This is a genomic window from Micromonospora sp. RTBAU3-60 (assembly GCF_054963695.1).
In genome coordinates, this window is sequence record NZ_JBUEGB010000014.1 from 46293 (window position 1) to 72885 (window position 26593).

Here is a 26593-nt window from a genome sequence, read left to right on the forward strand (position 1 = left end):
TCACCGCTCCTTTCCGGTCCGGCCGGCCATCTCGCGGTCCCCGAGCAGCCGTCGCATCGCCGCCAGGCCGTGCGAGGTCTGGCTCTTCACCGTGCCGGGCGAGCAGCCCAGCGTCCGGGCCACCTCCTCCACCGGCAGGTCGTGCAGGAAACGCAGCACCAGCACCGCTCGCTGGCGGGGCGGCACCTTCGCCAGGGCGTCGCGCAGCACGGTCCGCTCCTCGACGCCCCGGTCCTCGGTGGACCGCACGTCGGGTGGCCCGCCGAACAGGTGCACCCGCCACCAGCCGCGCCGCCGGGTGTCCAGGAAGTGCCGCACCAGCACCGTGCGGACGTACGCGTCGAGCTGCTCGACCTCAGCGATCCGCGCCCAGCGCAGGTAGAGCCGCGTGGCGGTCTCCTGCACCAGGTCGTCGGCCTGGTCGGCGTCGCCGCACAGCGCGTACGCGAGCCGGCGCAGCGCCGGCAGGCGCGCGGTGAAGTACTCGACATATTCCTGGTCCGATGCGTCCGGCATCCGGCCACCTCCGTGGGTTTCGCTCTTCCAGACGGCACCGTGCCGGAAACGGTTGTACGTGATCCGGGCCCAGCCGTGAGGATGGCCGGGTGGAGATTCCGGAGAGCCTGCGGTGGACCGAACGGCTCCCAGCGGGCCGGGCCTGGCGGGCGCTGCTACCGGACCGGCTGGCGGAGTGCGTCGCGCACTGGGATCTGCGGGTGGTGGGACCCCCGTTCGGGTACGCGTTCGCCTCGCTGGCCCTGCCGGTCGAGTTGACGAACGGCACGCCGGCTGTGCTCAAGCTGCAGTACCCGGACGACGACAGCCGGGACGAGGCGGCGGCGCTGGCCCACTGGGCCGGCCGGGGCGCGATCCGGCTGCTGGCGCACGACCCGCAGCGGCGGGCGCTGCTGGTGGAGCGCTGCCTGCCCGGCACCCCGCTGCACGAACTGCCCCTCGATGCGGCGCTGGACGTGGTGGTCGAGCTGCTCCCCCGGCTCGGCGTGCCGGCCGGCCCCCCGTTCACCCCGCTCGCCGAGGAGGCGGCCGGCTGGGCGGAGCAGCTGCCGGCGAACTGGGAGCGGGCCAACCGCCCGTACGAGCGGCGGCTGCTGGACACCGCGCTCGGGCTGCTCGCCGACCTGGTGCCCAGCCAGGGCGGGCAGGTGCTGGTCAACCAGGACCTGCACGCCGGCAACGTGCTCCGGGCGACCCGGGTACCGTGGCTGGCCATCGACCCGAAGCCGCTGGTCGGCGAGCGGGAGTTCGCGCCGGTGCCGATGGTGCGCGGCCCGGAGCTGGGGCACTCGCCCGAGGCGGTCCGTCATCGGCTGGACCGGCTCAGCGCCGAGCTGGGCCTGGACCGGGAGCGGGTCCGAGGCTGGACAATCGTGCACACCACGGCCTGGAGCATCGGCGGGGACCAGGTCTTCCCGAACCAGGTCGAGGTGGTCCGCTGGCTGCTCGGCGAGGGGTGACCGATCCCGGGGAGCCGCCGGGGTCGGTCACTCCACGAGGTCCGGCGCTCAGGCCGGGTACGGGGCCCCGTCCCGTGCCGTCCGCAGGGCCGCAGCCCACCAGGCGAGCTGGTCCAGCAGGGTCTTGGCGTATCCCGGCGCCTGGGGATCCAGCGGTCGCCCGTCCTCCCAGTTGGTGAAGTAGTTCGGGAAGGCCAGGCCGTCGCGGATCGTCACGGCGTGCAGCTCGGTGAGGACGTTCTCCAGGTGCAGGACGGCGTGCCGGCCGCCGGCGGCCCCGCCGTAGCTGACGAAGGCGACCGGCTTGGCCGTCCACTGGGTGAAGTGCCAGTCGATGGCCGCCTTCAGGGAGGCGGGGTAGCTGTGGTTGTACTCCGGGGTGACCAGGATGACGGCGTCCGCGTCCGCGAGCCGGGAGGTCAGGGGCGCCATCCCGGCCGGGCGCGGGTACATGTCGCCGGCGTACTTCGGTGACATCGCCGGCAACGACAACGGGATCTCGATCTCCGCGAGGTCGACGACATCCACGTCGAACCCGCCGTGCTCGCGCGCCCGCTCGGCGACCCAGGACGCGACGACCGGACCGAACCGGCCCTCGCGGACGCTTCCCACGACAATGACCAACTTGTGCTTCTCGCTCATGCCATCCACGGTCCGCCGTCGGAGCGACGGCAACCAGACCGGGCGCAGGCTGGCCCCCGTAGGGCCAGGCTACGACGTCGGCGGCGGCCGGAATCCGCCCTAGACTCTCGATCCATGAGTACGCCGTTGGGCGACTTCGTCCGGGCGAAGCGCGACAGCATCCAGCCGGAGTCCTTCGGTCTGCCCGATCGTGGCCGGCGCCGCTCCCCGGGCCTGCGCCGCTCGGACCTGGCAGCGCGGGCCGGGATCAGCGTCGAGTACCTCACCCGCATCGAGCAGGGGCGGGACCGCAACCCGTCTCCCTCGGTGGTGAACGCGCTCGCGGACGCCCTGAGCCTGGATGCCGGGGAGCGCCACCACCTGCGCTACCTCGCGAAGATCACCGGCGGGGCCTGCTCCGCGTACCGGCGGCCGTCGCCGCCCAACCGCGAGGTCCGGCCCACCGTGCGGGAGATGCTCCGGCTGCTCGAACCCGGCACCGCGTTCGTCACCAACCGCCTGGGCGACGTGCTCGCGTACACGAGCGGGTTCGAGCTGGTCATGCGCGAGACCGGGCTGCTCGACACCGAGTCGCCCAACCTGACCCGCTACGTGTTCACCGACCCGCGCGCCCGGGCGTTCTTCCCCGACTGGGACCAAGTGGCCGACGAACAGGCCTTCGACCTGTGGCTCGGGCCGTCCGCCGAGACGTCCGAGTGGTTCAAGGCGGAACTCGCCCCCGTCGCCGGGCAGGAGTTCACCCGACGACTCAACCACCACCTGCCCCCGCCGCAGGTCCCGCTGCGGCTCGACCATCCCGCCGGGCACGAGCTGCGCTGGCACCGGGAGCGGCTGGAGCTGCCCAGCACCGACGCCCAGCAGCTGGTCGTCCTCCTACCCGCGGACGGGGGGACGGCGGAGGCCGTCGAGCGGCTCCGTCACCAGACCCGGGTTCTTCGCGCGGTCGGTTGACGCAGGGGTTCGCCGGCCCGTACGCCGCCCGGCTCACCGTCCACCCTGCCGACGCGCTCAGGGTCACCGTCGGCAGGTCGGAGGACGCGGCCGGGATCGTTGAGCGGCAGCACCCGGGGTGGGCCAGCCACCGGGTCCGGCGTCAGCCGGCCTGGCAGGTGGGGCACCAGTAGAGGTTGCGGCCGGCCAGCTCGCCCCGGCTGACCCCGGCGCCGCAGACGTGGCAGGGCGCGCCGGGGCGGCGGTAGACGTACACCTCCCCGCCGTGCCGGTCGACCCGGGGCGCGCGGCCCATCGCCTCCGGCAGGTGCTCGTCCCGCACGGTGTCGATCCGGCCCCGCTCGACGGCGCGGGTCATCAGCGCGACCAGGTCCGCCCACAGCTCCGCCCAGCCGGCCGGGGTGAGGGCCCGCCCGGGCAAGGTGGGCGGCAGCCCGGCCCGGAACAGCGCCTCGGTCACGAAGATCAGCCCGGTGCCGGCCACCACGGACTGGTCCAGCAGCAGCGCTGCCAGCGGGGTGGCGCTGCGGCGGATCCGCGCGTACGCCCGGTCCGGGTCGGCGTCGGCGCGCAGCGGGTCCGGGCCGAGCCGGTCGCGCAGCGCCGCCACCTCGGGCGGGGTGAGCAGCTCGCACGCGGTCGGGCCGCGCAGGTCGAGCCAGTGCGTGTCGCTGGCGAGCCGGAGCCGGACCTGGCCGACCGGGGGCGGCGGCTCGCCGGGCCCGTCGGCGAACTTGCCGTACAGCCCGAGGTGCACGTGCAGGGCCAGCTCGCCGGCGTAGTGGTGCAGGAGGTGCTTGCCGTACGCCTCGGTGCCGTCCAGGACGGTGCCGGTGAGCCGCGCGGCGCCCTCGGCGAAGCGGCCCTGCGGGCTGGCGGCGTGCACCTTGTCGCCGGCGAAGAGCTCGGCGTGTCGGGCCGCCAGGCGGTGGATGGTGTGTCCCTCTGGCACGCCGGCAACGGTAGCCCGGGAGCCCGGCGACGCCGCCGCGGAGTCCCGGCCACCCGTCGACAAGTGTCGACTTTCCGGCGGCCGGGTACCTCCTGGGTGTCACGCGTGGCTGCCACTGCGTTTCCCCCGGCCTCCACGCACCAGATCAGGAGGTGTCGAAATGAAGATCCTGTCCCGCCGGACCGGCCCGGCGCGCCATGAGGACGTGAACGGCGACGGCGTCGTGGACGCCCGCGACCGGACGGCCGTCGCGGACCGGGCGGACGCCCGGCCCGAGGTCACCGACCGCGACGAGGAGCGGACCGCGTACCGGAACACCGCGACCGACGGCGAGCGGCGGGCGGACCGGGCCACCGCCGACGGGGCGCTCGCCACGAAGGCGCGGCGCACCGGCACGACGGTCGACCCGGACCCGAGCCTGGAGCGCACCGTCGACCTGGACCGGGACGGCCGGCCGGACCGGCCGCAGGCCGACGCCGACGGCCGGATGGCTCCCGTGGCCCTCGGTCCGAAGCCCCGGGCCAGCCTGCTGGCCACCCTCGGCCTGATCGTCTCGGTGGTCGGCGCGCTGTTCGTGCTGAGCGGCGCCCTCGCCGGGTACGGCATCGGGCTCGGCGCGGTCGGTGCGGTGCTCGCCGTGCTCGGCCTGGTCGCCACCCGCCGGCGGCACGTGGCCGGCACCACCGACGCGCTGATCGGCGTGCTGGTCGGCCTCGCCGCCGTGGTGCTCGGCATCGTCGCCATGACCGGCCAATTCGACTGGCCGACCACCGACGGCGAGTGGGTCGGCCGGTTCCGGGAGTGGCTTGACTCACAGTTTGCCGCGACGTTCTGACGGGCACTGATCGGCCCGCCGGCGGTGCGCCGGCGAGCCCTACCAGCCTGGTGGTTCACCAGCAGGGCACATCCTCTTTCGGGGGCGGCGGTTCGCCGCCCCCGAAGCGTTTCCCGGTTCAGTCCGCCGCGACGACGCCCTCGCGCGCGTCGATCAGCTCGTCCCAGTGCTCCCGGGCCCAGGCGCAGGCAACCTCGATCGGGCCGAGCAGGCTGTGCCCCAGCGGGGTCAGCGCGTACTCGACCCGGCGGGTGGGTGCGACGTGGACCGTGCGACGGATCAGCCCGTCCTGCTCCAACTTCCGCAGCGAGCGGGTGAGCACCTTGGGGGTGACGGCCCGCAGCGGCACCCGCAGCTCGGAGAACCGCCGGGGGCCGCCCTCCAGGCAGCGGATGATCATGCCGGCCCACTTGTCTCCGAACCGGATCGGCGTCAGGTCCGTCGGGCAGACTTCGTCGAACACATGCCGCCCACCGTAGTCGGTATCCCGGTGGAAACCGGCCGCCCGGATAGCGTCCGCCCCGACCGGCCGGCGACCACGCCGGCCAACGGGTGATGAGGGGTACGTCGATGAGCAGGATCATCGTCTTCGGCGCCGGCGGCCGGGCCGGCCGGGCCGCGGTCCACCAGGCGCGAAACCGGGGGCACCGGGTCACCGCGGTGCTCCGCGACCCGGCCCGCCACCCCGACCTGTCCGCCGACGGGCAGGTGATGGTGGTCACCGGGGACGTCACCGACGCGGACCGGGTCGCCGAACTGGCCGCCGGGCACGACGCGGCGGTCCACGCGGCGGCCGACCTGACCGCGCCGGCCGACGTCTTCTTCCCGGCGGCGGCGCGGGCGCTGCTGGGCGGGCTCGGCCGGGCCGGGGTAGACCGGCTGCTGGTGGTCGGGCTCGCCTCGGTGCTGCCGACCGTCGCCGGCGTGCCGCTGCTGAACACGCCGGACTACCCGCAGGAGTACCGGGCCTTCTGCCTGGGACACGCGGCGGGGACCGAGGTGCTGCGGCAGGACGGCGCGGCCGTCGACTGGCTGGTGCTCAGCCCCGCCGGGGACTTCGACCACGGCGGCGCGCCGACCGGCCGGTACCGGTTCGCGCCGGCCGAGGCCGCGAGCCGGATCACGTACGCCGACCTCGCGGTGGCGCTGCTGGACGAGATCGAGACGCCCCGGCACCGACAGCTCCACCTCGGGGTGGAGCGTGCCTGAGCGGCGACGCAACGATCCACCGCGGGATGAGCGCCAGACGCAACGATCCGACGCCGAACGCAACTTCTCGCGGTGGATGTCGCCGGCCCGCGCCACCTAACGTTGGACTACGGCGCCAGCCCGTGGGCCGACCGTGGCCGGGCGCGCCCGACCCCTGGGAGCACGACATGACGATGGACGCCACCCGCCAGCGCTTTCTGATGTGCCGGCCGACGTACTTCGCGGTCGACTACGCGATCAACCCGTGGATGGACCCCACCGCCCCGGTCGACGCCGACCTGGCGATCCGGCAGTGGGAGCAGCTCCGCCAGACGTACGTCGACCTGGGCCACGAGGTCGAGCTGATCGACCCGGTGGCCGGGCTGCCGGACATGGTCTTCGCCGCCAACGGCGGCACGGTGATCGACGGTAAGGCCATGGCGGTGCAGTTCCGCGACCCGCAGCGCGCCGACGAGGCCCCCGCCTACCGGGCCTGGTTCGAGGCCGCCGGCTTCGAGATGTACGACCCGAAGCACGTCAACGAGGGCGAGGGCGACATCCTGCTGGCCGGCGACCACCTGCTCGCCGGGACCGGGTTCCGCACCGCGCACCCCTCACACGCCCAGCTGCAGGAGGTCTTCGGCTACCCGGTGATCACGATGCAGCTGGTGGACCCGCGCTTCTACCACCTGGACACCGCGCTCACCGTGCTCGACGAGCGGACCGTGGCGTACCTGCCGGAGGCGTTCTCGCCGGGCAGCCGGGCGGTGCTCCGCCGGCTCTTCCCGGACGCGATCCACGCCACCATGGCTGACGCCGAGGTGCTGGGGCTGAACGCGGTCAGCGACGGCCGGCACGTGGTGCTGCCCGCCCAGGCTACCGACCTCGCCGCCAAGCTGCGCGACCGGGGCTACCAGACCATCGGGATCGACCTGTCCGAGCTGCGCAAGGCCGGCGGCGGACCGAAGTGCTGCACGTTGCGACTCCGTCAGGGAAAGGCAGACAAGTGATCATCGACGACATGCTGCGGACGCCGTCCGCCGTACGGGACGCGGAGCGCCACACGGCGCACAACTACCACCCGCTGCCCGTGGTGATCTCGTCAGCCGAGGGCTCCTGGCTGACCGACGTGGACGGCCGCCGCTACCTGGACTGCCTGGCCGGCTACTCGGCGCTGAACTTCGGCCACCGGCACCCGAAGCTGATCGAGGCCGCGCACGCGCAGCTCGACCGGCTCACGCTGACCAGCCGGGCGTTCATCCACGACCAGTTCGCCGACTTCTGCCGGGAGCTGGCCGAGCTGTGCGGCAAGGACCTGGTCCTGCCGATGAACACCGGCGCCGAGGCGGTGGAGACCGGCATCAAGGTCGCCCGCAAGTGGGGCTACCAGGTCAAGGGGGTGACCCCGGGCCAGGCGAACATCGTGGTCGCCGAGGGCAACTTCCACGGCCGGACCACCACCATCGTCAGCTTCTCCACCGACGAGGACGCGCGCGCCGACTTCGGGCCGTACACCCCGGGCTTCACGGTCGTCCCCTACGGCGACCTGGACGCGCTGACCGCCGCGATCGACGAGAACACGGTCGCCGTGCTGCTCGAGCCGATCCAGGGCGAGCAGGGTGTCGTGGTGCCGCCGGAGGGTTACCTGCCGGGCGTCCGTCGGGTCTGCACCGAGCGGAACGTCCTCTTCATCGCCGACGAGATCCAGTCGGGTCTGGGGCGTACCGGCGCGACGTTCGCCTGCGACCACGAGGGCATCGTGCCGGACATGTACCTGCTGGGCAAGGCGCTCGGCGGCGGCATCGTGCCGGTCTCCGCGGTGGCCGCGAACGCCGACGTGCTCGGCGTGCTCAAGCCGGGCCAGCACGGCTCGACGTTCGGCGGCAACCCGCTGGCCTGCGCCGTCGCCACCGAGGTGGTCCGGCTGCTGGCCACCGGCGAGTTCCAGCGTCGTTCGGCCGAGCTGGGCGAGCGGCTGCACGCCGGCCTGCGCGGCCTGATCGGCAAGGGCCTGGTCGCCGTCCGGGGCCGGGGCCTCTGGGCCGGCCTGGACATCGACCCGGCGCTGATGACCGGCCGGCAGGCCTGCGAGCGGCTGATGGAGCGGGGCGTCCTGGCCAAGGACACCCACGGCTCGACCATCCGGCTCGCCCCGCCGCTGGTGATCACCGAAGAGGAGATCGACCACGCGGTGGCCCAGCTCGCCGCCGTGCTGGCCGGCTGACCGCCGTACGCGAAAGGGCGCCGGGACCGCGACGGTCCCGGCGCCCTTCGTCGTCGGCCTCAGGGGCGCGGCAGCCGCATGGCCATGGTGGGGGCCTCGGCCATGACCGAGGTGGGGGTGAACTTCGCGTCGCTGGGCAACTCGTCGGCCCGGCCGACCTGCACGCCCGGGTAGAGCTCGATGATGTCGCCTTCGCCCAGCACCCGGGACTGCTGCGGGGCCAGGGCGATCCGATCCGGCTCGGCCATCGAGCCGCCCGGCCGGACGCCCGAGCCGTTGGTGCTGGTGTCCGTGGCGATGACCTCGCCGACCCGCAGCTCGAACCGGACGTGGCTGCGGCTGATCCAGCGCCGCGCCTCGTCGTTGAGCCACTGGCCGAGCACGATCCCGCCGGCGGAGTCCGGCGCCCGCCCGACCAGCACCGGCTGGGTCTCGGTGAGCACGAACCGCCGCCGCACCAGCCCGCCGATGCGGACGGCCAGCACCTCGGTACGCGGCCGCGGCCCGGCGTCGCCGAGCCGGACCCCGTGCCGGGGGCAGGTCGGCACCCCGTTGCGCAGCGTGGGCGGCGGCTGGCCGGCCGGGGCGCGGTCCACCCGGGCCAGGTCGGCGAAGGCGCCACCGCCCCCACCGTCACCGAAGAGCGCGCACCCGGGCTCGGGGCAGCGCCACTGCCGGGCCAGCAGCTTCGCGCCGACCGGTGAGCGGCTGCCCGAGGCCGGGTCCTGCCCGCCGCCGACATGTGCGATGAACACCGGTCCACCGGCGCCGGGCACCGGGGCGAGCACCCGCCCGGCCTGCCCGAGCCAGGGGAACCGGCCGCCCAGCCCGTTGAACCGGACCCGGCTGAGCACGGGCAGCCCGAGCAGGTCGGCCACCTCCAGCATCCGATCGCCGGGGTGGTCCAGCACCTCCACCAGCCCGTCGTCCGCCCAGCGCCGGACCACCATCCGCTCGTTGGAGGTCAGGTCCGCGTCGGAGAGGAGGGCCCGGTGCACGATGGCGTAGACCGGGACGCTGTCCTCCCCGAGCTGCCGGGACAGGGCGTCGATCACCATGCCGAGCCGCAGCAGGCTGGCCGGTCGCCCGCCGTCCAGGTTCTGCCAGCGGATCACCTCGGCCAGGTCCACCACGGCCCGGGCCAGTGCGGGGTCGGTGCAGACCCGCCCCTCTATGGCGTCGAGCACCTTGCTGATCTCGAATCTCATGCCGCGCTCCGGACGATGCCGTCGATCCGCCGGGTCGGGGCCTGCCCGCCCGGCTCGTTCCGCACCGCCGCCGCGGTGCGCCCGTCTGTCATGACCCGACCCTACCGGCAGCGCCGATCGAGGCCGGTCCACGCATGCCGGCAATCGACCTTCGTCGGTCGGTGGCGGCGGCTGGCCGCCGGGCGGGCGGGGCGGCACGCGCCCCGCCCGGGGCCGCTCAGCCGGCCCGCAGCGGGCGGCCGACCTCGTGCAGGTGCCCCAGGGCCTGCCGGTACGACTCGATCAGCCCGGTCTCCGTGTACGGAATGCCCTGCTCGGCGCAGTACGCCTGGACGATCGGCTGGGCCCGCCGCAGGTTGACCCGGGGCATGTTCGGGAAGAGGTGGTGCTCGATCTGGTAGTTGAGCGCCCCCAGCGCCACGTCCACGAACCGGCCGCCCCGCACGTTGCGCGAGGTGAGCACCTGCTTACGCAGGAAGTCGAGGTCGTCGTCGGCGCCGGGCATCGGCATGCCCTTGTGGTTCGGGGCGAACGCGCAGCCCATGTAGAGCCCCCAGAGCCCCTGATGGATGGCGACGAAGAGCAGGGCCTTCCCAGGCGACATGACCGCGAACAGCAGACCGAGGTAACCGGCGGCGTGCGCGAAAAGCAGCAGGCCCTCGACCGCGCGGTGCCGTACCGGGGTGCGCCACCGCCCGTCCGGTTCCCGGCCGACCAGCGCCTGCACGCTCGCCACGTGCAGCGCCAGCCCTTCGAGCAGGAGCAGCGGGAAGAACAGCCACGCCTGCCGCCGGGCCAGCCACCGGCCCAGCCCGCGGGTCGCCGCCGCCTGCTCGTACGTCCAGACCAGCGCGCCCGCCCCGACGTCCGGGTCCTCGTCCTCGTGGTTCGGGTTGGCGTGGTGGCGGTTGTGCTTGTCCACCCACCAGCCGTAGCTCAGCCCGACCGCGAGGTTGCCGGCGATCAGGCCGGCGAACTCGCTCGCGCCGCGCCGGCGGAACATCTGCCGGTGGCCGGCGTCGTGCCCGAGGAACGCCACCTGGGTGGTGGCCACCGCCATCCCGACCGCCAGCAGCAGTTGCACCCAGGAGTCACCCACCGCGGCCACCAGCACCCAACCGGCCACGAAGGCGCCCAGGGTGAGCCCGATCCGGACGGCGTACCAGGCCGGCCGCCGGTCGAACAGGCCCGCCTCGGCGACCCGCCGGGACAGCCGCGCGTAGTCGCTGCCCCGCCGGTTCGGTGGCGCCGTCAACGTCGATGAGGTCATGCCGGTTTCCGTCCCCTCGGTCGGTACGTCACACCGGGCGGCGCGACTCTCCGTAACCAAGCATGCCTTGATCGACTGCGCTGGGTAATCCAGCCAGCCCCCCAGCCGCGGGTGGTGCTAGCCCTACCCCATCCGGCCCACCGCGGCCCGCAGCCGGGCCAGGTCGCGCCGGCGGCGCTCGTAGGTGGCGGCGAGGGCGATCAGCGCCAGGCCGCCCAGGCCCAGGTAGATCCACCGGGGCAGCAAGTCCCAGCCCCGGGCCAGCTCGTGCAGCGCCAGCGGGACCAGGGCGGCCGCGCCGAGCACGACGGGTGCCTGCCAGCGCCGGACCGCCCCGCCCAGCACCGCGCCGAGCGCGACGACCCCGAGCGCCAGCCGGCGCCACGGCTGCGGGTCCGGCCCGGCCAGCACCGACACCAGGCTGGGCAGCAGCGCCGCCGCGAGCCCCGGGCCGAGCGCCAGCCAGCTGTTCAGGCCCGGCCGGGTCCGCAGCGCCGCCAAGCCGGCGCCGAGGGCGAGCGCCGCCGCCGGCACGCTGTACGCCTCCAGCACCGCCACCCCGCCTGCGGCGAGCAGCAGCCAGCCGCCGAGCAGTTCGCTGCCGCCCGCCACACCGGCGAGAGCCCACCGCCGGCCGGTCGGCTCGCCCCGGCGGAGCACCCGTACCGCCACGACCGCGCCCCACAGCGCGCAGACCGCCGCCGCGTGCCGCAGTGCGCCGCCGGTGAGCAGCAGCGCCAGCAGGGCCACCGCCTGCGCCGCCGCCTCCACCGCGCCGGCCACGCGGTCCCGTGTCCCGGGCGGACCCGCCAGCGTGGCAGGCGCCCCCACCGGCACGCCCCCGGGGACCGCCGGCGCATCGTCGGCCGGGCCGGCCTGCGGCACCGTACCCGCCCGCCGCGCCGCAGCGGGGCGGAGCAGCGGTCCGGCGTGCAGGGCCGCCACCGCCACGGCCAGGACCGCGAAGGCGGCGGTCCGCAGCGGCAGCCCGCCGGCCAGCGACGCGGTCAGCGCGAACCCGGTGGCCGCCGCCACGGCCGACAGCCAGCCGGCCAGCCGGGCGGCCTCCCACCGGCCGGCCACTCCGACGACGGCGGCCGCGACGACCAACGCGCCCAGCCCGACGAGCGTCCCGGCCCGGGTGGCGGCCAGCCCGCCCAGCCCGGGCACGGTGAGCGCCAGCCCGAGCGGCCCGGTGACCGGCAGCAGCGCCGGGCGCGGCGCGGCGAGCGCGGCCACCAGCAGCGCGGCCACCCCCGTACCGAACGCCAGCGCGGGAACCGCCGGCCACGGAGCGCCGGCCGCCGCCAGCAGCACCGGCAGGGCGACCGCGCCGAACGGGAGCGCGGCCAGCGCCGGCAACGTCCAGTTCGGCTGGCGGCCATGATTCGGCCTCCACGCCGCCAGGCGGCGTTCCGGACCGAATGACGGCCGGTCTGACACCATGCCGCGACCCGGGGCCGTCGCCATCCGGGCGTACGCCGCGGCAGCCGTGCCGAGCAGCAGCAGCGCCAGGCCGGCGGGGACCGCGCCGGGCACCGGCCCGCCGGCGGGCACCCCGGACCAGGGCCGGACCGGCAGCTCCAGGAGCACCCGCAGGGCCGCCGGGGCGGCCGCGACCAGGGCCAGGCCGGCCAGTCCGGTGCCGACCACCCGGAGGGCGTCCGCCGGCCGGGCACCCCCGCCGGCGGCCAGCGCCAGCAGCACCCCTGCCGCGGCGTAGAGCGACACCCGCTCGGCGCCCGGTACGACCAGCGGCGCGACCCCGACCGAGGCGAGCGCGACGGCGAAGCCGGTCGAGGCGTACCCGTGCAGGTCCGGCCAGTGTCGACGGACCGCACGGACGGCGACCACCAGCACCACGACGGCGGCGGACGCGCCCCGCAGCCGCCACCAGGGCGCCGCGTCGAAGCCGACCAGCGCGACCGCCACCCCCGCCGGTACGGCGAGCAACGCCGCGCCGAGCGCCACCCCGGCGACGGCCGGCTGGGCCCCCTCGCCCCGGCGGCCTCGCGCCGCGACCGCCACCCCGGCGATCGCCAGGACGGCGAAGACCGTGGCCGCACCGGCCGGCGCGGCGCAGCCGACCAGCAGGGCGTGGCCGAACAGGACCGCCGCGGCCAGGGCGGGGACCAGCACCGCCGGATACCGGTGGCGTGGCCGGAACACGGCGCCGAGCAGCAGCGCGGTGGCCGCCACCAGGTCGAGCGCCACCACCAACGGCCAGGGGGTGGCCACGGCGGCCGGCGCGGCGAGCACGGCCAGCGCGCCGCCGGCCGCCCCGACCACCGGCCACGCGGACCGGGGCACCAGCAACGCCACCGCCCCGGCGATGAGCAGCACGGCCACCGGCAGCTGCCAGCCCCACGACGGGGCCGGGACCGGCTCCGCGCCCTGCCAGGCCGGGAACGCGGCGAGCGCGGCGGACCCGCTGACCAGCGCGGTGAGGATCGTGGCGACCTGCCCCGACCCGGCCGCCACCACCAGCGCGCCCACCCGCGGCCCGATACGCAGCCGCCCCGGCACCGCCCGCACGGCACCGGCCAGCCCGACCGCCACCAGCCCGGCCGCCACCAGCAACAGCCCCGGGTGCAGCGCGGCGACCGGTCGGATCAGCGCGGTGGCCAGCACCGGCACCAGCAGCCCCGCGGCGACCGCCCGGTAGGCCCGGCCACCGGCCGCCAGCGCGCCGGTCAGCAGGGCGAGCGCCACCACCAGCAGCGGACCACCGGCCAGCAGCGGCGTGCCGGCCGCCCGCCCCAGCACGAGCGGGACCAGCGCGCAGCCGGCCGCGACGGCGAGCGCGACCGCGTGCCCGGTCCAGCCCAGCACCCACCCGGCGCGCACCGCCGCCGACCCGCCGGGCACCGGCATGAAGCGCGGGTCCACCGGAGGTCCGGCCGGCGCGGCGGCCGGAACGGGTCCGGGCGCGGCGGCCGGCCCCCCGCCGGCCGCCGCCTCCCCGTTCGGGTCGGGGTGGACCGGCCCCCCGCCGGCCACCCCGCCCCGCCCCGGGTCACCCCCACTCGCCGACGCCGCGCCGTCCACCCTCGACGGCAGCGCGGCCGGCGTGACCCGGTTCCGCAGGGCGATCACCACCACGAGATCGCCCAACGCCACCCCGGCGAACACCAGTGCCCAGCCGGCGGCGGACGGCTCGGCGGCCACCACGGCCAGCGGCAGCACGGGCTGCGCGGTCAGCAGCGCCGCGAACCACGGCACGGTGAGCCGGCTGAGTCGCGCGTATCCGACCGCCACCGCCGCGCCGATCCCCCCGACCAGCGCGGCGTAGCGGCTTCCGGGCCAGCCCGTGACCCCGAACAGGTCCACCGACCAGGCGGCGTACCCGTCGAGGAGCACCAGCAGCAGCCCCACCGCGGCGAACGTCTCGGCGGTGCCGCGCAGCCCGCGCCACCGGGCCACCAGCGGCCCGGCGAGGGTGAGCGCGGTGAAACCCAGGAGGATCACCGCCCGCCCGGCGACCCCGAACGCGGCCCAGGCGACCGCCGTGAAGACCACCGCCGCGGTGCCGAGCAGCAGTCCACCGAGGACGAACAGGAGGCTCTGCACGGTCCGGGTGGAGGTCTCCGCCGCGCCGGGCCGTACCGCGACGGCCGGCAGCGCGGGCACCGGTGACGGCACCGGCCCGACCGGGCGCGGCGGCGGGACCTCCCGCCGGATCCGCGCGGCCAGCTCCGCCCGGTGCTGCCGGGCCGTGCCGAGCCGGGCCGCCAACTCCTGGTACGCCACCCGGGCGCGCTCCACCTGCGGTGTGAGGGCGGCGATCTCCCGGTCCAGCCGCATCACCTCGGCGGCCGGCGGATACGGCGGACGACCGCAGCCGGGGCAGCCGGAGGCGAGATCGGCCGAGGCGCCGCAGCCGGGGCAGGGGTAGCGGGTGTTCTCCACCCGGCCAGCATCGTGACCGGCGGGCCGGGCGGACAGAGTAGGCGTACCTAGGGGCGGGTGTGTTGCCGCACCCAGGCCGTGTAGTCCGGGTTGCCGCTCTCCATCCGGGTCACCAGGATCTCCGGCACCTCGTACGGGTGGTTGGCGCGGAGCTGGTCGATCAGCGCGTCCACCCGGTCCGGTGCGGTCTTGAACTGCACCGACCATTCGGCCGTGGTCTGGATGGCGGACTGCCACCAGTAGGTGCTGTCCACCGGTCCGCTCACTTGGGCGCACGCCGCCAGGCGTCCGGCGACGGCCGCGGCCGCCATGACGTCCGCGACCGCCCGCGCGTCCACCACCGTCGTCACCACGCAGATCTGCTCCACGAGCGCACCATACGTGGGATTCCTGGCAGCCCGCTTCACTGCGGGGCCGGTGCCCCCGCCGGACCGTCCCGGTTGGCTGCGATCCACCGGTCGATCCGCGCCCACCAGTCGAAGAGCCAGTCGATGCGGTCCTGCCGCCCGGCCGGGATGTCCTCCGGCGGCACCGACCAGAACCGCATCACGATCCGCTTGTCCATCGGCAGCTCCCGCCACACGTCGGTCACGGTGAGCATCCGGTCCAGCCCGGTGTGCGCGACGAACACGACCCCGGCGTCCGGGGCGGCGTCCAGGGCGGCGAGCAGCCCGCCGGGCTGTGGGGCGAGCACGTGCTGCATCCGTTCGGCGCGCGACGCCATCCGGTCCAGCCCGAGCGCCCGCAGCCGGGCGATGGCCCGCAACCGCCGCCGCGGGGTGAAGTTGCCGCCCTCCGGAAAGATCACGAACGCGTCGTCGTCGTCCAGGTCGGTGGCGAGGTGGCTGATCTGCGCGAGCATCGTCTCCCGGCCGTCCGACCCGGGCGCGATGAACCGGTTGGGCAGCCGGTTGAGCAGCACGTCGATCGCCGGGTCCCACTGGAGGGTCGCCTTGAGCACGATCCGGGGCTCCCGGTGGAACCAGTTCACCAGCGCGTGGATCAGGATGAACGAGTCGCCGGGCCCGGCGTGCCGGCAGAGCACCAGCTCGGGGCGGCCGGGCAGGGCGGTGTCCGGGTCGGCGCCCACCACGTCGATCCGCAGCCGCAGCGCCCAGCGGGCCTGCCAGAACAGCACCCGCAGGAAGTGGCCGGCGAGCAGGTAGTGCGCCCGTTGGAAGGCCGGTGACCGCTTGCGCGCGCCGAAGCCGGCGGCCACCCAGAGCGCGAACAGGGCGAGCAGTGCGGCGGCGTCCCAGACCAGGTAGACGGTGGCGATCCAGAGCAGCCGCAGCGGCCGCAGCCGCCCCGGCACCAGCGGCGAGGCGGCCAGCGCCAGCACCGCCCAGGCCGGCAGCGTGGCCAGCACCGTGACCGCGAGCAGCACCACGCCGGGGGCCAGCAGCAACCGGCGTACCCACCGCGGTGGCAGTGGCATCAGCGCTCCAGCTGGGTGTCCAGGTAGCGGCGGGAAGCGGTGTACGCGCGGCTGATCCGCCGTCCCACCGCCGCCATGTCCCGGTAGGCCCACGGGCTGTCCTCGCGCGGCTCCAGCCCGCCGGTGGGCAGCACGTGCACCTCCACCCCCTCGGGCAGGGCCGCCATCTCCCGGGCGAACCGGTGCCGGCGGGCGATCTCGAAGGCCACCTGCGCGATCTCCCAGGGCCGGCGGGGCGGGCTGAGCTCACGCTCGATTCGGCCCACCTGGAGTACGAAGATCTGCTTCGCGCCGAGCGCGACCGCCTCCCCGACCGGGATGGAGTTCACCACCCCGCCGTCGATGTAGTGCTGGCCGTCGATCTCCTTCGGCGGCAGCAGCCCGGGCACCGAGGCGGAGGCGAGCACGGCCGGCACCACCGGCCCGCTGTGGAACCAGTGCTCGGCGGCCCGTTCGATGTTCGCCGCGCAGCAGCGGAACGGCACCTTCAGGTCAGCGAAGGTGGTCTCCTCGCCCAGCTCGGTCTCCAGCAGCCGGCGCAGCGGCCGGGGTGAGTGCAGGTGCGTACGGGCGGCGAAGCGGCGCAGCTGCCGTGCCACCGAGTCCCCGTACACCTCGCTCGCCTCGGGCGAGGCCCAGAGCCGGACCAGCCGGTCGGTGACCGCCTCGCTCGGGTCGGCGGCGACCAGGGCGCCGTTGACCGCGCCGATCGAGGTGCCGAGCACCATGTCGGGCCGGATCCGGGCGCGGAACAGGGCGCGCAGCATGCCCACCTCGACCGCGCCGAGCACTCCCCCGCCGCCGAGCACGAACGCCACCGGACCGCCTGCCATGGCGTTCATCCTGGCACGAGGCGGAAAGCCGGCCCGCCGGAGCCGCCGCGGCGAACCCGCCCGGTCACCCCGCGACCGGGACCGTGCGCTAGGTGCTGGACGACCGCCGCCCGCAGCTGACCACGAGCCACCATTCCCGGGCGCGGCCGTGCGTGGGCGGCTCGCCGGTCATCGGGCGACGGCCCGCGCCGTCTCCGGCCGGCCGGCCCACACTCCCAGGTCGGCGAGGAAGCTGCGGTACACCGACACGTAGCCGCGCGCCATCCGTTCCGCCGAGAAGTTCTCCGCGACGTGCGCCACGCAGTCCGCCGGGTCCAGCCGGATCGACTCGCGCAGCGCCGCCGGCAGCTCGTCCGGCTGTTCGCAGAGCAGCCCGGTCAGCCCGGGGCGGACCAGCTCCGGCACCGCGCCCCGGCGCAGCGCCACCACCGGCGTACCGGTCGCCATCGCCTCCAGCATGGCCATGCCGAACGGCTCCTCCCACTGGATCGGCATGATCAGGCAGCGGGCGTCGAGCAGCAGCCGCAGGGTGGCCTCGCGGTCGGCGTTCAGCACCAGGGTGACGTCGTCGCCCAGCAGCGGCTCGACCACCTGCTCGAAGTAGCGGCGTTCGGCCGGCTCGTTGCACTTGCCGGCCAGGGTGAGCGGCAGCCCGGCCGCCCGGCAGGCACGGATCGCCACGTCGGGCCCCTTGTCCGGGCTGAACCGGGCCAGCCAGAGCACCGGCCCCTCGCCCGGGGCGCGCTTGCGCGGGAAGTCCCGCAGCGGCATCGCATTGTGCACCGTGCCCACCCAGGGCAGCCCCGGGTTCGCCCGGCGCTGGGCGTGCGAGATCGCCACCAGGCCCACACCCTGGTCGACGATGCCGAGCATGGTGCCGAACTCCCCCACCGGGTTGCCGTGCACGGTGGCCACGGTGGGCACCGACCGCCGGCCGGCGACCAGCGGGCCGATGGTGGTGTGGTCGTGGACGACGTCGAAGTCGGTCGGGTCCACCAGGCGGTTGACCTGGGCGAGGTGGGCCAGTTCGGGCAGTGACTCGCCCAGCCGGTCGTACTGGAGGTCGTCGCAGGTGGAGACGAACTCGGCGGCGGTGCCGTGGTCCCGGCCAGCGCCGAAGACGGTGACCCGGTGCCCCTGGTCGACCAGGCCGTTGACCAGCCCGGTCACCACCTGCTCCACGCCGCCGTAACCGGGTGGCGGCAGCGACAGCCACGGCGGTACCACCATCGCTATCCGCAACGGCGGTGCCCGATCCGGCTGGTGATTCACGGCCACGAGTCCTCTCCGGTCGGCATCCGTGATCGGTGGCGGTTTCCCGCCCCGATCGGCGGCAAACGGATCAGGCGGCCACCACGATCCGGTCGTGCACCTCGCGCACCCCGGGCATGGTCCAGGCGGCACGTTCCGCCTCCTCGCGCTGCCACCAGGAGCGGACCACCCCGTCGAGCACCACGGTGTCCCCGGTGACCCCCACCCTGATCCGTTCCGTGCCGGTCCGTCGCAGCAGCACCCGTTGCAGGTCACGCCGGTTCTGCTCGTCGCTGGACGGGGCCGGCGGACGGACCTCGATCAGGTTGGTGACCCCACGTACGCCGCGCAGCCGGCGCAGCTCCCGCTCGGCGGTACGCCGCTGGAAGCCGTACTCCACCTCGCCCCGGAGCATGACCCAGCCGTTGGCGACCGTCACGTCCAGCCGGTCGGCGGGGACGTAGCTGTCCCACTCCAGCGCCCGGCTCGCCGCGATGGCGATGTCCGCGTCGGTACGCTCCTCCGCGGCGGGCAGCCGTACCTCGAGGTCGCTGGCGACCGCGCGGACCCCGCGTACCCGGTGCGCGCAGCGCTCCGCCGCCCAGCGCCGGGCGTAGCTGTCCACCTGGCCGGTGAGCGTCACCACCCCGTCGGCGACGGTCACGCCGATCTCGGTCGGCTGGGTCTGCGCATCCCAGTCCAACTCGGCGAGCACGTCCCGCTGGATCTCCTGGTCGGTACGGACGGCGGTCGTGGTCGTCATGGCGTCCCCTCCCGTGCGGTTCCCCGTGCGTCGAGGGTGCCGCCGGACGGGGTGAGCCGGGCTCACCCGGGCCGGGTGAGCGCACGAAAATGGGCGGCGGGTGACGGAGCCAACCCCCTTGACTCCGTCACCCGCCGCCCGTGGAGGAGGCAGGTCTCTGTGTTTGTCAGGACTCGGCGAGCGTCACGGTTGTCTGCTGCGCGGAACCGTTGCGCTTGAACTCCACCTGGACCCGGTCGCCGACCTTGCCCGCCTGGACGGCGCCGACCAGGTCGTTCGAGTCGTTGATCACCTTGTCGCCGAACTTGGTGATCACGTCACCCCGCTGGATCCCGGCCTTCTCGGCGGCGCTGCCCGCGGTGACCGAGGCGACCATGGCGCCACCGTCCTCGGCGGCGTTCACGCTGACTCCGAGCGACGGGTGGCTGACCTTCTCGCCGCGCTGGAGCTTCTCGGCGACGTCCTTGGCCTTGTTGCTGGGGATGGCGAAGCCGACCCCGATGTTGCCGTTGCTGCCCTGACCGGCGGTGGCGATGGCGGTGTTGATGCCGATCACCTCACCCCGGGTGTTGACCAGCGCGCCGCCGGAGTTGCCCGGGTTGATCGGGGCGTCGGTCTGCAGCAGGCCGGAGATCGAGCTGGCGGCCTGCCGCGGGTCCATCTGCTGCCCGCTCTCGCCGGCCTGAATGGTGCGGTCGCGAGCGCTCAGGATGCCGGCGGTCACCGAACCCTGGAGGCCGAGCGGGCTGCCCAGGGCGAGCACCTGGTCGCCGACCTGCATGGCGTCGCTGTCGCCGAACTTGGCCGCCTTCAGGTCGCTCACCCCGCTGGCCTTGACCACCGCGAGGTCGGTCTTCGGGTCGGTGCCGACGATCTTCGCCTGGGCGGTCTTGCCGTCGGCGAAGACCACCTTCACCGTGTCGCCGCTGGCGGAGGCGACCACGTGGTTGTTGGTCAGCACGTACCCGTCGGCGCTGAGGATCACCCCGGAGCCCTCACCGCTGTCCGTCATGATCGAGACCACGCTGTCCTGGACGGCGGCGGCGATCTTCGGCAGGTCGGCGCTGTTGATCACGGGCGCCGCCGAGTAGGTGCGGTTGATGGTGGTGCCGGAACCGTCGGAGACGGCGAGCGCGAGCGCGCCGCCGGCCACTCCGGAGCCGAGCATCAGCGCCAGGGCCAGCGCCCCCGCGCCGATGAACTTCCCCGCCCGGCTCGGCCGCGGCGCCGGCTGCGGCGCGCCCCACGGCGGGACCGGCTGGCCGGCCTGGTGCGGCTGCGCGCCCGGGTACGGCTGGTGCTGCTGGTACGGCGGAACCGGCCCGCCGTGCGGCGCGTAGGCCGGGCCGGCCTGGTGCGCCCCGGCGGCCCAGCCGCCCTGCTGCTGCCCCCCGGCCCACGGGCTGGGCTGCTGCGGCTGCCCGGAGCCGGGGTACGACGGCGCGTACGGGCTGGCGGGGGCGGCCGGTGCCGCGAAGCGACCGGCGTCGCCGTCGGGCGCCTCGGAGCGACCGGCGTCGGCAACCGGCGCCTCGAAGCGAACGGTGTCGGCGGCCGGCGTGTCGGTGCGACCAGCGTCGGCGACCGGCTCGAAGCGAACGGTGTCCGCGGCCGGCGTGTCAGTGCGACCGGCTTCGGCGGCGGCCAGGGTTCCGGCGGCCGGGGAGTCGGCCGGAACCGGCGCGGCGGCCGGGGTGACGGTGGAGTCCGGGTGCCCGCTCTCGGCGTGGGGCAGCTCGGCGGTGGGGTGCGACGGCTCGGCGTCGGCGGGAGCCGGCGACCGCTGCGGATCGGTCTCGTGGTCGGTCATGGATCCACCTTCCCCCTTGGCACTGTCACCAGCCTGGAATGCGCCTGAATCTTCCCTGAAAGTCACTCGCCGGACTCGGGTGACTCCGGCAGCAGCGGCAACTTCACCCGGAAGGTGGCCCCGCCGCCCGGCGTCTCGGCCACCTCGACCATGCCGTGGTGTGCCGCCACCAGCGCGGCGACGATGGCCAACCCGAGCCCGGTGCTGATCGGCCCGCCGGCTCGGCGGGTCCGTGCCGCGTCCACCCGGTAGAACCGCTCGAACACCCGCTCGGCCTGCTCGGGAGTGAGCCCCGGACCGGTGTCCGCTACCTCCACCACGGCCAGGTTGCCCGGCTCGACGCGCAGCCGCAGCGTCACCGAGGCCTCCGGTGGGGTGTGGGTGAGCGCGTTGGTCATCAGGTTGCCGATCACCTGGCGCAGCCGGGCGTCGTCGCCGAGCACCACCAGCGGTCCGGCGTCGGGCTCGATCTCCAGCTCGATCCGGCGTTCCGGCTCGACCGCCCGGGCCGCCTGCACCGCGTCGGAGGCCAGCACCGGCAGCTCGACCGGGGCCAGGGCGATCGGGCGTTCCCGGTCCATCCGGGCGAGCAGCAGCAGGTCCTCCACCAGCAGCCCCATCCGTGCCGCCTCGTCCTCGATCCGGCGCAGCAGGCCGGCGGTCTCCTCCGGCTGGCGGGCCGCGCCCTGCCGGTACAGCTCGGCGAAGCCCCGGATGGTGGTCAGCGGGGTACGCAGCTCGTGCGAGGCGTCCGCGATGAACTGCCGCATCCGCTCCTCGGAGCGGCGGGCCCGCGCCTCCGACGCCTGAGCCGCGGCGGCGGCGTCCCGGGCGCTGACCTCCGCGCTGCGGGCGGCCGCCTCGGACGCGGCCCGGGCGGTGAAGGCGGCCTCGATCTGGGCGAGCATCGCGTTCAGCGCCCGGGAGAGCCGGCCCAACTCCGAGGTCGGCACGGCCCGCCCCTCCTCCGGGTCGGGCACCCGTCGGGTCAGGTCACCGCCCGCGATGGCCGCCGCGGTCCGCTCGATCTCCACCAGCGGCTTGAGACTGGTACGCACGATGCCCGCGCCCACCGACGCCAGGATGATCAGCACCGCCCCACCGACCAGCAGGTCGATCCAGATCAGCTGCTTGACGGCCATGTCCACGTCGGTGATGTGCTGCCCGACCGCTATGTAGTGGTCGTCGTCGACCTTCTTGATCACCACCCGCCAGCGCAGGTGCTTGTCGGCCGCATCGGCGGTGAAGGCGCCTCGGCCAGCATGCTGCTGATACCAGGGAAACTGGTTGAGCGAGCTGGGCAGGTCGTCCTCAGTGAGCCTTATGTCGTAGTAGATATTGGCTTTGCCGCTGGTCCGGCTGGCGAAGGACGCCATGTAGTCGCTGGGCAGGGTGTTGTTCTGGGCTGTGACGCTGGTCAGCTGCGTCTGCTCGACCCGGTCCAGGTAGGCGCTCAGCTCGTCGTCGACCCGACCCAGGAGATAGCTGTGCAGGAAGTAGGCGGTGAGCGAGCTGATCACGAGAAGCGCGGCGGCGACCAGGGCCAGAACCGCGACGACCAGCTTGACCCGCAGCGGGATGGTCCGAAGCTGGCCCTTCGCGTCGTGGACGAGGTTCACGCCGCCGGCTTACGCAGCACGTAGCCGACCCCGCGCAGGGTGTGGATGAGCCGGGGTTCGGTGTTGTCGACCTTGCGCCGCAGGTAGGAGATGTAGGACTCGACGATGTTGTCGTCGCCCCGGAAGTCGTAGTTCCAGACGTGGTCGAGGATCTGCGCCTTGGAGAGCACCCGGTTGGCGTTGAGCATCAAGTAGCGCAGCAGCTTGAACTCGGTCGGCGACAGCTGCACCCGCTGGCCGGCCCGGTGCACCTCGTGGGTCTCCTCGTCCAACTCCAGGTCGGCGAAGGTGAGCCGGGAGGGGGCCTGCTCGCCGGTGGCGGTACGCCGCAGCACCGCCCGGATCCGGGCGGTCAGCTCCTCCAGGCTGAACGGCTTGGTGACGTAGTCGTCGCCGCCCAGGGTCAGTCCCCGGATCTTGTCGTCGGTGGCGTCCCGCGCGGTCAGGAAGACCACGGGCGTACGCGTACCACCCTCGCGGAGCATCCGGATGACCTCGAAGCCGTCGAGGTCGGGCAGCATCACGTCGAGCACGACCAGGTCGGGCCGGTGGTCCTTGGCGGCGTTCAGGGCCGCGCTGCCGCTCGTCGCGGTGGCGACGTCGAAGCCCGCGAAGCGCAGGCTAGCGGAGAGCAGTTCGAGGATGTTGGGATCATCCTCGACGACCAGCAGTCGGGCCTCGGTCTGGGTAGCCACCATGGCACCCATCATCCGCGCCCCGCCTGCGGCGGCGCTGGGTGGATGCTGGAAACAACCTGTGAGCCAGCCCGCGCTGGCGACGGGCTCAGCGGAGCAGCCGGCGCAGCCCGTCCAACGCGCCGTCGAGCAGCCGGATCGCCGTCCGCAGCTGGGTGTCGGTGAGCCGCCCGGCGCGGACCAGCGCGCCGACCTCGACGGTGAACGCGGCGAGCCGCTGGTCGAACTCGGCGAGCAGGGGCGACTCGCCGGCCGCGGCCGGCGCCCCGTTGGCGGCGGGCCGGGTCGGTGGCGGAGCCCAGTGCGCCCGCCGGGTCTGCCGGGCCGCCTCGCGCAGCTCCCGCTTGAGGTCGCGCACCGAGCCGCGTACCTCGGTCCGGATCTCGCCGGCCAGGGCGGTGAGGTCCTCGACGGAGGCGGTGATGTCCGACTCCAGGGCGGCCAGCTCGTCGGCGCGCTGCCGCAGCTCGGCGCGGCCCGCCTCGGTGATCTCGTAGACCTTCCGGCCGCCGGCGGCGGTGTGGGTGACCAGTCCTTCGACCTCCAGGCGTTGCAGCCGGGGGTAGATGGTGCCGGCGCTGGGCGCGTAGAGGCCGAGGAAGCGGTCCTCCAGCAGCCGGATCAGCTCGTAGCCGTGCTTCGGGCCGTCATCGAGGAGCTTGAGCAGGTAGAGCCGAAGCCGCCCGTGACTGAACACGGCGGTCACGGCAGCTCCTCCAGGTCGTCGGCGTCCTCGACGGGCCGGGCGAGCAGCGCGATGCTGCCAGAGGTCGCGGACGCCCAGAGCTTACCGCCGCCCGTGCCGAGGACCCCGTGGCTGTCCTTCATCGCGCCCAGCCCGGCGCGGCCGCGCACCTGGGGGAAACCGCTGGTGATCCGGCCGGAGACGGTGTGCAGGTCGACGGTGAGGTCGCTGTCCTCCCGCACCCGGACGGTGATGCTGCCGGAGATGGCGCTGAGCCGGATCTCGCTGCCCCGGGGGTTGTCCAGGTCGCAGGTGATCGAGCCGGAGACGGTGTGCGCGTGCACCCGGCCGGGCGCGCTCTCGGCGAGGATCACCTCGCCGGAGACCGTCTCCAGAGACAGGTCGCCGGCGACGCCGAGCGCCTCCACCGGGCCGGAGGTGACCTTCGCGGTGGTCCGGCCACGCAGCCCCATCAGGGTGATCTGGCCGGAGGTGACGTCGACCTGGGTGTCCCGGCGCAGGCCGGAGGCGACCAGCGAGCCGTCCACCAGCCGCAGGTCGGCCAGCACGTCGGCCGGCACGGCGACGGAGACCTCGGCCCGGAACCGGCGACCGAGCTGGCCGAGCCACCAGAGGAAGCCGGGCCAGCGGGGGTGTCGTTGGTGCCCGACGAACAGGCGGCCGTCGCGGTGTTCCACGATGACCGGCCGCCGGCTGACCCGGGTGACGTCGACCCGGGCCGGGCCGTCGGTGGCGACCACGTTGAGCCGGCCGGTGACCAGCCGTACCTCGAGCCGGGTGACCGGCCCGTCCAGGGTGAGCCGCTGCGGGCTGTCGACCGTCCAGCTGGCCATGGCGTCCTCCCTCTCGGTGACGTACCGATCCACGGCACGTCCAGTGACGGGAGGAGCATAACGCGATACATCGCGACTGAACAAGATAGTGTCGCGACTCTGTCAGGCGGCCCGGTCGAGCACCACCTCCCTCGCCTCCCGCCCGGCGGCGGACGGGACCGCAGGCACGGATCCGGCCGGCACCGCGAGACCGAGGCCGGACGGCAGCACCCCGACCGACGTCGGCAGGAGACCGCCCACCGGGGCGGTCCGGCCGAGGGCCACCGGGCGGGCCGGAGTGAGGTGGACCACCGACTCGGCGGCGCGGGCGAGCATCCGCCGGTCCGCGTCCGGCGCCGGGTGCAGCGCGGCGGCCACCACCACCGACACGGTCAGGTCCCGGGCGGCGAGCACCCGGCGGACCGAATCCCAGAGGGTCTCCTCGCCGAGGAACGCGGCCAGGGTGGTCGGGTCGCCGGCGTACCGGTAGCTGAGCCGGAGCGGGACGACCGGCGCGCCGGCGTCCACCGCGGCCTGGAACATGGCCGGCCGGAACCCGCCGCGCGGCCGGCAGTCGGCGACCTCGCCGCACCAGGTGGTGCCCTCGGGGAAGACCGCCACCGGGCGCCCGGCGCGCAGCGCGGCGGCCACCCGGGCGACGGTGCCCGGCAGGTCCCGTGGCCGCGCCCGGTCCACGAACACGGTGCCGGCGGCGGCGGCCAGCGGTCCCACCACCGGCCAATCCCGGACCTCCCGCTTGGCGAGCATCCGGGCCGGGGTGACCGCGAGCACCGCGAGGATGTCCAGCCAGGAGACGTGGTTGGCGACCAGCAGGGCCCGCCGGCGCGGCGTCCGGCCGCGGACCACCAGCCGCACCCCGAGCGCGCGCAGCGTCCCCCGCGCCCAGCCGCGCAGCGCGGCCCGCCGGTGCCGGGCGGGCAGCACCGGCAGCAGCGCGGCCAGCCCGACCCCGGCCAGGAGCATCCCGAGCACGCCGAGCAGCCGCGCCAGCCGGCGCGCGCGCGACACGGTGGTACGGGTGGCGGCGGGCAGGCACCACGAGCCGCAGCCCGAGGTCGGCCGCCACAACTCCTGGGCGGTCACGCCGGCTCCCCGCCCAGGAAGTGCCGCAGGTAGCGGGGGTTCATCCGGTCCAGCGAGAGCAGCACGTAGAAGTCGGCGCAGCCGAAGTCCGGGTCGTACGCCGGCTCCCCGCAGACCCAGGCGCCGAGCCGCAGGTAGCCGCGGAGCAGCGGCGGGACCAGCGCGCGGCGCTCGGCCGACGACAACTCCGGCTCGGCGCGTTGCGCCCTGGAGCCGTCGGCCAGGGTGGCCGAATCGGCGGCGGCCGGCGCCTCGGCGAACCACGGGCGGCGAGGCGTGACCCGCAGCGGCGGCGGGGCGAGGTGCCGGGCGGTGGCCTGGGCCCACACCTCGGCGACCGCGGTCCCGCCGCCGGTCACCGGCACCGAGGCGCAGCCACCGAGCCAGCGCGACCCGCGCAGGTGCAGGTAGCGGGCGATGCCGGCCCACATCAGGTTGATCACGGCTCCGGAGCGGTGGTCCGGGTGCACGCAGGAGCGGCCGGCCTCCACCAGGTCGTCCCGGAGCGGGGCGAGCGGGGTCAGGTCGAACTCGCCGTCGGCGTACGGGCGCTGGGCGCGGCCGGGCGGCAGCAGCCGGTACGTGCCGACCACCTCGTCGGTGCCCTCCCGCAGCACGACCAGGTGGTCGCAGTGGGCGTCGAACTCGTCGGTGTCGAGCCCCGCGACCCCCGAGTGCAGGGCCGCGCCGAGTTCGGTGGCGAACACCTCGTGACGGAGGCGTTGCGCGGCCGCGACCAGGGTCGGGTCGTCGGCGATCAGCAGGGTGTATCCGCTGGTCGTGAGGGGTGCGCCAGCGGCGTGCAGAACAGCCATGGCTACCTGTGTAAGGGTCCCGGGTTGCCGCCCCCGGGGACGACGGATGTCGATCCGGTGAACGCCACCCCACCGCCCGCCGCCGGGGCGCGG

23 protein-coding genes and 3 pseudogenes are annotated in these 26593 nt (G+C 74.9%); 6 read left to right on the forward strand and 20 right to left on the reverse strand.

Going from position 1 to position 26593, the window contains the following annotated elements; genetic code table 11:
• The gene (locus tag ACY34I_RS16250) at nucleotides 1-516 is read right to left on the reverse strand and encodes a SigE family RNA polymerase sigma factor (RefSeq protein WP_462755858.1); all 516 of its coding nucleotides are present in this window, start codon (nucleotides 514-516) and stop codon (nucleotides 1-3) included.
• An 89-nt stretch (nucleotides 517-605) separates the two neighbouring features.
• Here ACY34I_RS16250 and ACY34I_RS16255 point away from each other — a divergent pair, with 89 nt between their 5' ends.
• A complete protein-coding gene (locus ACY34I_RS16255) occupies nucleotides 606-1475 on the forward strand; it encodes an aminoglycoside phosphotransferase family protein (RefSeq protein ID WP_462755859.1) in 870 nt (289 codons plus the stop codon).
• A 48-nt stretch (nucleotides 1476-1523) separates the two neighbouring features.
• Here the strand turns inward: ACY34I_RS16255 and ACY34I_RS16260 are convergent, their stop codons facing one another.
• Nucleotides 1524-2117, reverse strand: coding sequence for an NADPH-dependent FMN reductase (locus ACY34I_RS16260; protein ID WP_462755860.1), 594 nt, complete (start codon nucleotides 2115-2117; stop codon nucleotides 1524-1526).
• 114 nt (nucleotides 2118-2231) lie between these two features.
• Between ACY34I_RS16260 and ACY34I_RS16265 the strand changes: the two genes are divergently transcribed.
• The gene (locus ACY34I_RS16265) at nucleotides 2232-3068 is read left to right on the forward strand and encodes a helix-turn-helix domain-containing protein (protein WP_462755861.1); all 837 of its coding nucleotides are present in this window, start codon (nucleotides 2232-2234) and stop codon (nucleotides 3066-3068) included.
• A gap of 142 nt (nucleotides 3069-3210) precedes the next feature.
• On the opposite strand, the gene ACY34I_RS16270 is transcribed toward ACY34I_RS16265, so the two are convergent.
• Nucleotides 3211-4020 carry an Fpg/Nei family DNA glycosylase gene (locus ACY34I_RS16270; RefSeq protein WP_462755862.1) on the reverse strand — a complete coding sequence of 270 codons (810 nt, stop codon included), beginning with the start codon at nucleotides 4018-4020 and terminating at the stop codon, nucleotides 3211-3213.
• A 160-nt stretch (nucleotides 4021-4180) separates the two neighbouring features.
• On the opposite strand from ACY34I_RS16270, the gene ACY34I_RS16275 reads away from it, so the two are divergent.
• Nucleotides 4181-4855 carry a thrombospondin gene (locus ACY34I_RS16275; RefSeq protein WP_462755863.1) on the forward strand — a complete coding sequence of 225 codons (675 nt, stop codon included), beginning with the start codon at nucleotides 4181-4183 and terminating at the stop codon, nucleotides 4853-4855.
• Nucleotides 4856-4973: 118 nt separating this feature from the next.
• Here ACY34I_RS16275 and ACY34I_RS16280 read toward each other — a convergent pair whose 3' ends face one another.
• On the reverse strand, nucleotides 4974-5318 hold the full coding sequence (locus tag ACY34I_RS16280; RefSeq protein WP_462755864.1) for a winged helix-turn-helix transcriptional regulator: 345 nt from the start codon (nucleotides 5316-5318) through the stop codon (nucleotides 4974-4976).
• Between the two features lie 107 nt (nucleotides 5319-5425).
• On the opposite strand from ACY34I_RS16280, the gene ACY34I_RS16285 reads away from it, so the two are divergent.
• The 3 genes from ACY34I_RS16285 to rocD all read left to right on the forward strand — a co-directional run bounded on the left by ACY34I_RS16285 (nucleotide 5426) and on the right by rocD (nucleotide 8267).
• Nucleotides 5426-6064 (forward strand): NAD(P)-dependent oxidoreductase, encoded by a 639-nt coding sequence (locus ACY34I_RS16285; RefSeq protein ID WP_462755865.1) that lies wholly within the window; start codon nucleotides 5426-5428, stop codon nucleotides 6062-6064.
• A gap of 173 nt (nucleotides 6065-6237) precedes the next feature.
• Nucleotides 6238-7053, forward strand: a complete 816-nt coding sequence (gene ddaH, locus ACY34I_RS16290) for a dimethylargininase (RefSeq protein WP_462755954.1) — start codon at nucleotides 6238-6240, stop codon at nucleotides 7051-7053.
• Nucleotides 7053-8267: an ornithine--oxo-acid transaminase gene (gene rocD / locus ACY34I_RS16295; RefSeq protein WP_462755955.1), complete on the forward strand. Its 1215-nt coding sequence runs from the start codon at nucleotides 7053-7055 to the stop codon at nucleotides 8265-8267. The genes ddaH and rocD overlap by 1 nt, the downstream gene beginning before the upstream one ends.
• Before the next feature lie 59 nt (nucleotides 8268-8326).
• On the opposite strand, the gene ACY34I_RS16300 is transcribed toward rocD, so the two are convergent.
• The 16 genes and pseudogenes from ACY34I_RS16300 to ACY34I_RS16375 form a co-directional block, all read right to left on the reverse strand.
• Nucleotides 8327-9475, reverse strand: coding sequence for an FHA domain-containing protein (locus tag ACY34I_RS16300; RefSeq protein WP_462755866.1), 1149 nt, complete (start codon nucleotides 9473-9475; stop codon nucleotides 8327-8329).
• 217 nt (nucleotides 9476-9692) lie between these two features.
• Entirely contained in the window at nucleotides 9693-10745 is a 1053-nt protein-coding gene (locus ACY34I_RS16305; RefSeq protein ID WP_462755867.1) for a fatty acid desaturase family protein, read from the reverse strand.
• A 123-nt stretch (nucleotides 10746-10868) separates the two neighbouring features.
• Nucleotides 10869-14654, reverse strand: coding sequence for an SCO7613 C-terminal domain-containing membrane protein (locus ACY34I_RS16310; RefSeq protein WP_462755868.1), 3786 nt, complete (start codon nucleotides 14652-14654; stop codon nucleotides 10869-10871).
• A 47-nt stretch (nucleotides 14655-14701) separates the two neighbouring features.
• The gene (gene cutA, locus ACY34I_RS16315; RefSeq protein WP_148796348.1) at nucleotides 14702-15022 is read right to left on the reverse strand and encodes a divalent-cation tolerance protein CutA; all 321 of its coding nucleotides are present in this window, start codon (nucleotides 15020-15022) and stop codon (nucleotides 14702-14704) included.
• 35 nt (nucleotides 15023-15057) lie between these two features.
• The gene (locus ACY34I_RS16320) at nucleotides 15058-16092 is read right to left on the reverse strand and encodes a 1-acyl-sn-glycerol-3-phosphate acyltransferase (protein ID WP_462755869.1); all 1035 of its coding nucleotides are present in this window, start codon (nucleotides 16090-16092) and stop codon (nucleotides 15058-15060) included.
• Nucleotides 16092-16925, reverse strand: a complete 834-nt coding sequence (locus ACY34I_RS16325) for a patatin-like phospholipase family protein (protein ID WP_148796352.1) — start codon at nucleotides 16923-16925, stop codon at nucleotides 16092-16094. The genes ACY34I_RS16320 and ACY34I_RS16325 overlap by 1 nt, the downstream gene beginning before the upstream one ends.
• A 168-nt stretch (nucleotides 16926-17093) precedes the next feature.
• Nucleotides 17094-18155 carry a glycosyltransferase family 4 protein gene (locus tag ACY34I_RS16330; protein ID WP_462755870.1) on the reverse strand — a complete coding sequence of 354 codons (1062 nt, stop codon included), beginning with the start codon at nucleotides 18153-18155 and terminating at the stop codon, nucleotides 17094-17096.
• A gap of 112 nt (nucleotides 18156-18267) precedes the next feature.
• Nucleotides 18268-18939, reverse strand: a complete 672-nt coding sequence (locus ACY34I_RS16335) for a BON domain-containing protein (RefSeq protein WP_462755871.1) — start codon at nucleotides 18937-18939, stop codon at nucleotides 18268-18270.
• A 166-nt stretch (nucleotides 18940-19105) separates the two neighbouring features.
• The gene (locus ACY34I_RS16340) at nucleotides 19106-20749 is read right to left on the reverse strand and encodes a S1C family serine protease (protein ID WP_462755872.1); all 1644 of its coding nucleotides are present in this window, start codon (nucleotides 20747-20749) and stop codon (nucleotides 19106-19108) included.
• Nucleotides 20750-20811: 62 nt separating this feature from the next.
• Nucleotides 20812-21924: pseudogene (locus ACY34I_RS16345) on the reverse strand (HAMP domain-containing sensor histidine kinase); the annotation flags it as partial.
• Between the two features lie 287 nt (nucleotides 21925-22211).
• A pseudogene (locus ACY34I_RS16350) lies at nucleotides 22212-22368 on the reverse strand (two-component sensor histidine kinase); the annotation flags it as partial.
• Nucleotides 22365-23066, reverse strand: coding sequence for a response regulator transcription factor (locus ACY34I_RS16355; RefSeq protein WP_073834697.1), 702 nt, complete (start codon nucleotides 23064-23066; stop codon nucleotides 22365-22367). The gene ACY34I_RS16355 and the pseudogene ACY34I_RS16350, both read right to left, overlap by 4 nt.
• Nucleotides 23067-23151: 85 nt before the next feature.
• Complete coding sequence (locus ACY34I_RS16360; protein ID WP_462755873.1) at nucleotides 23152-23769, reverse strand: PadR family transcriptional regulator; 618 nt, start codon at nucleotides 23767-23769, stop codon at nucleotides 23152-23154.
• The gene (locus tag ACY34I_RS16365; protein WP_462755874.1) at nucleotides 23766-24602 is read right to left on the reverse strand and encodes a DUF4097 family beta strand repeat-containing protein; all 837 of its coding nucleotides are present in this window, start codon (nucleotides 24600-24602) and stop codon (nucleotides 23766-23768) included. The genes ACY34I_RS16360 and ACY34I_RS16365 overlap by 4 nt, the downstream gene beginning before the upstream one ends.
• Before the next feature lie 264 nt (nucleotides 24603-24866).
• Nucleotides 24867-25685, reverse strand: a pseudogene (locus ACY34I_RS16370) (lysophospholipid acyltransferase family protein); the annotation flags it as partial.
• Nucleotides 25682-26500, reverse strand: coding sequence for a GNAT family N-acetyltransferase (locus tag ACY34I_RS16375; RefSeq protein ID WP_462755875.1), 819 nt, complete (start codon nucleotides 26498-26500; stop codon nucleotides 25682-25684). The pseudogene ACY34I_RS16370 and the gene ACY34I_RS16375, both read right to left, overlap by 4 nt.
• Nucleotides 26501-26593 lie beyond the last annotated feature (93 nt).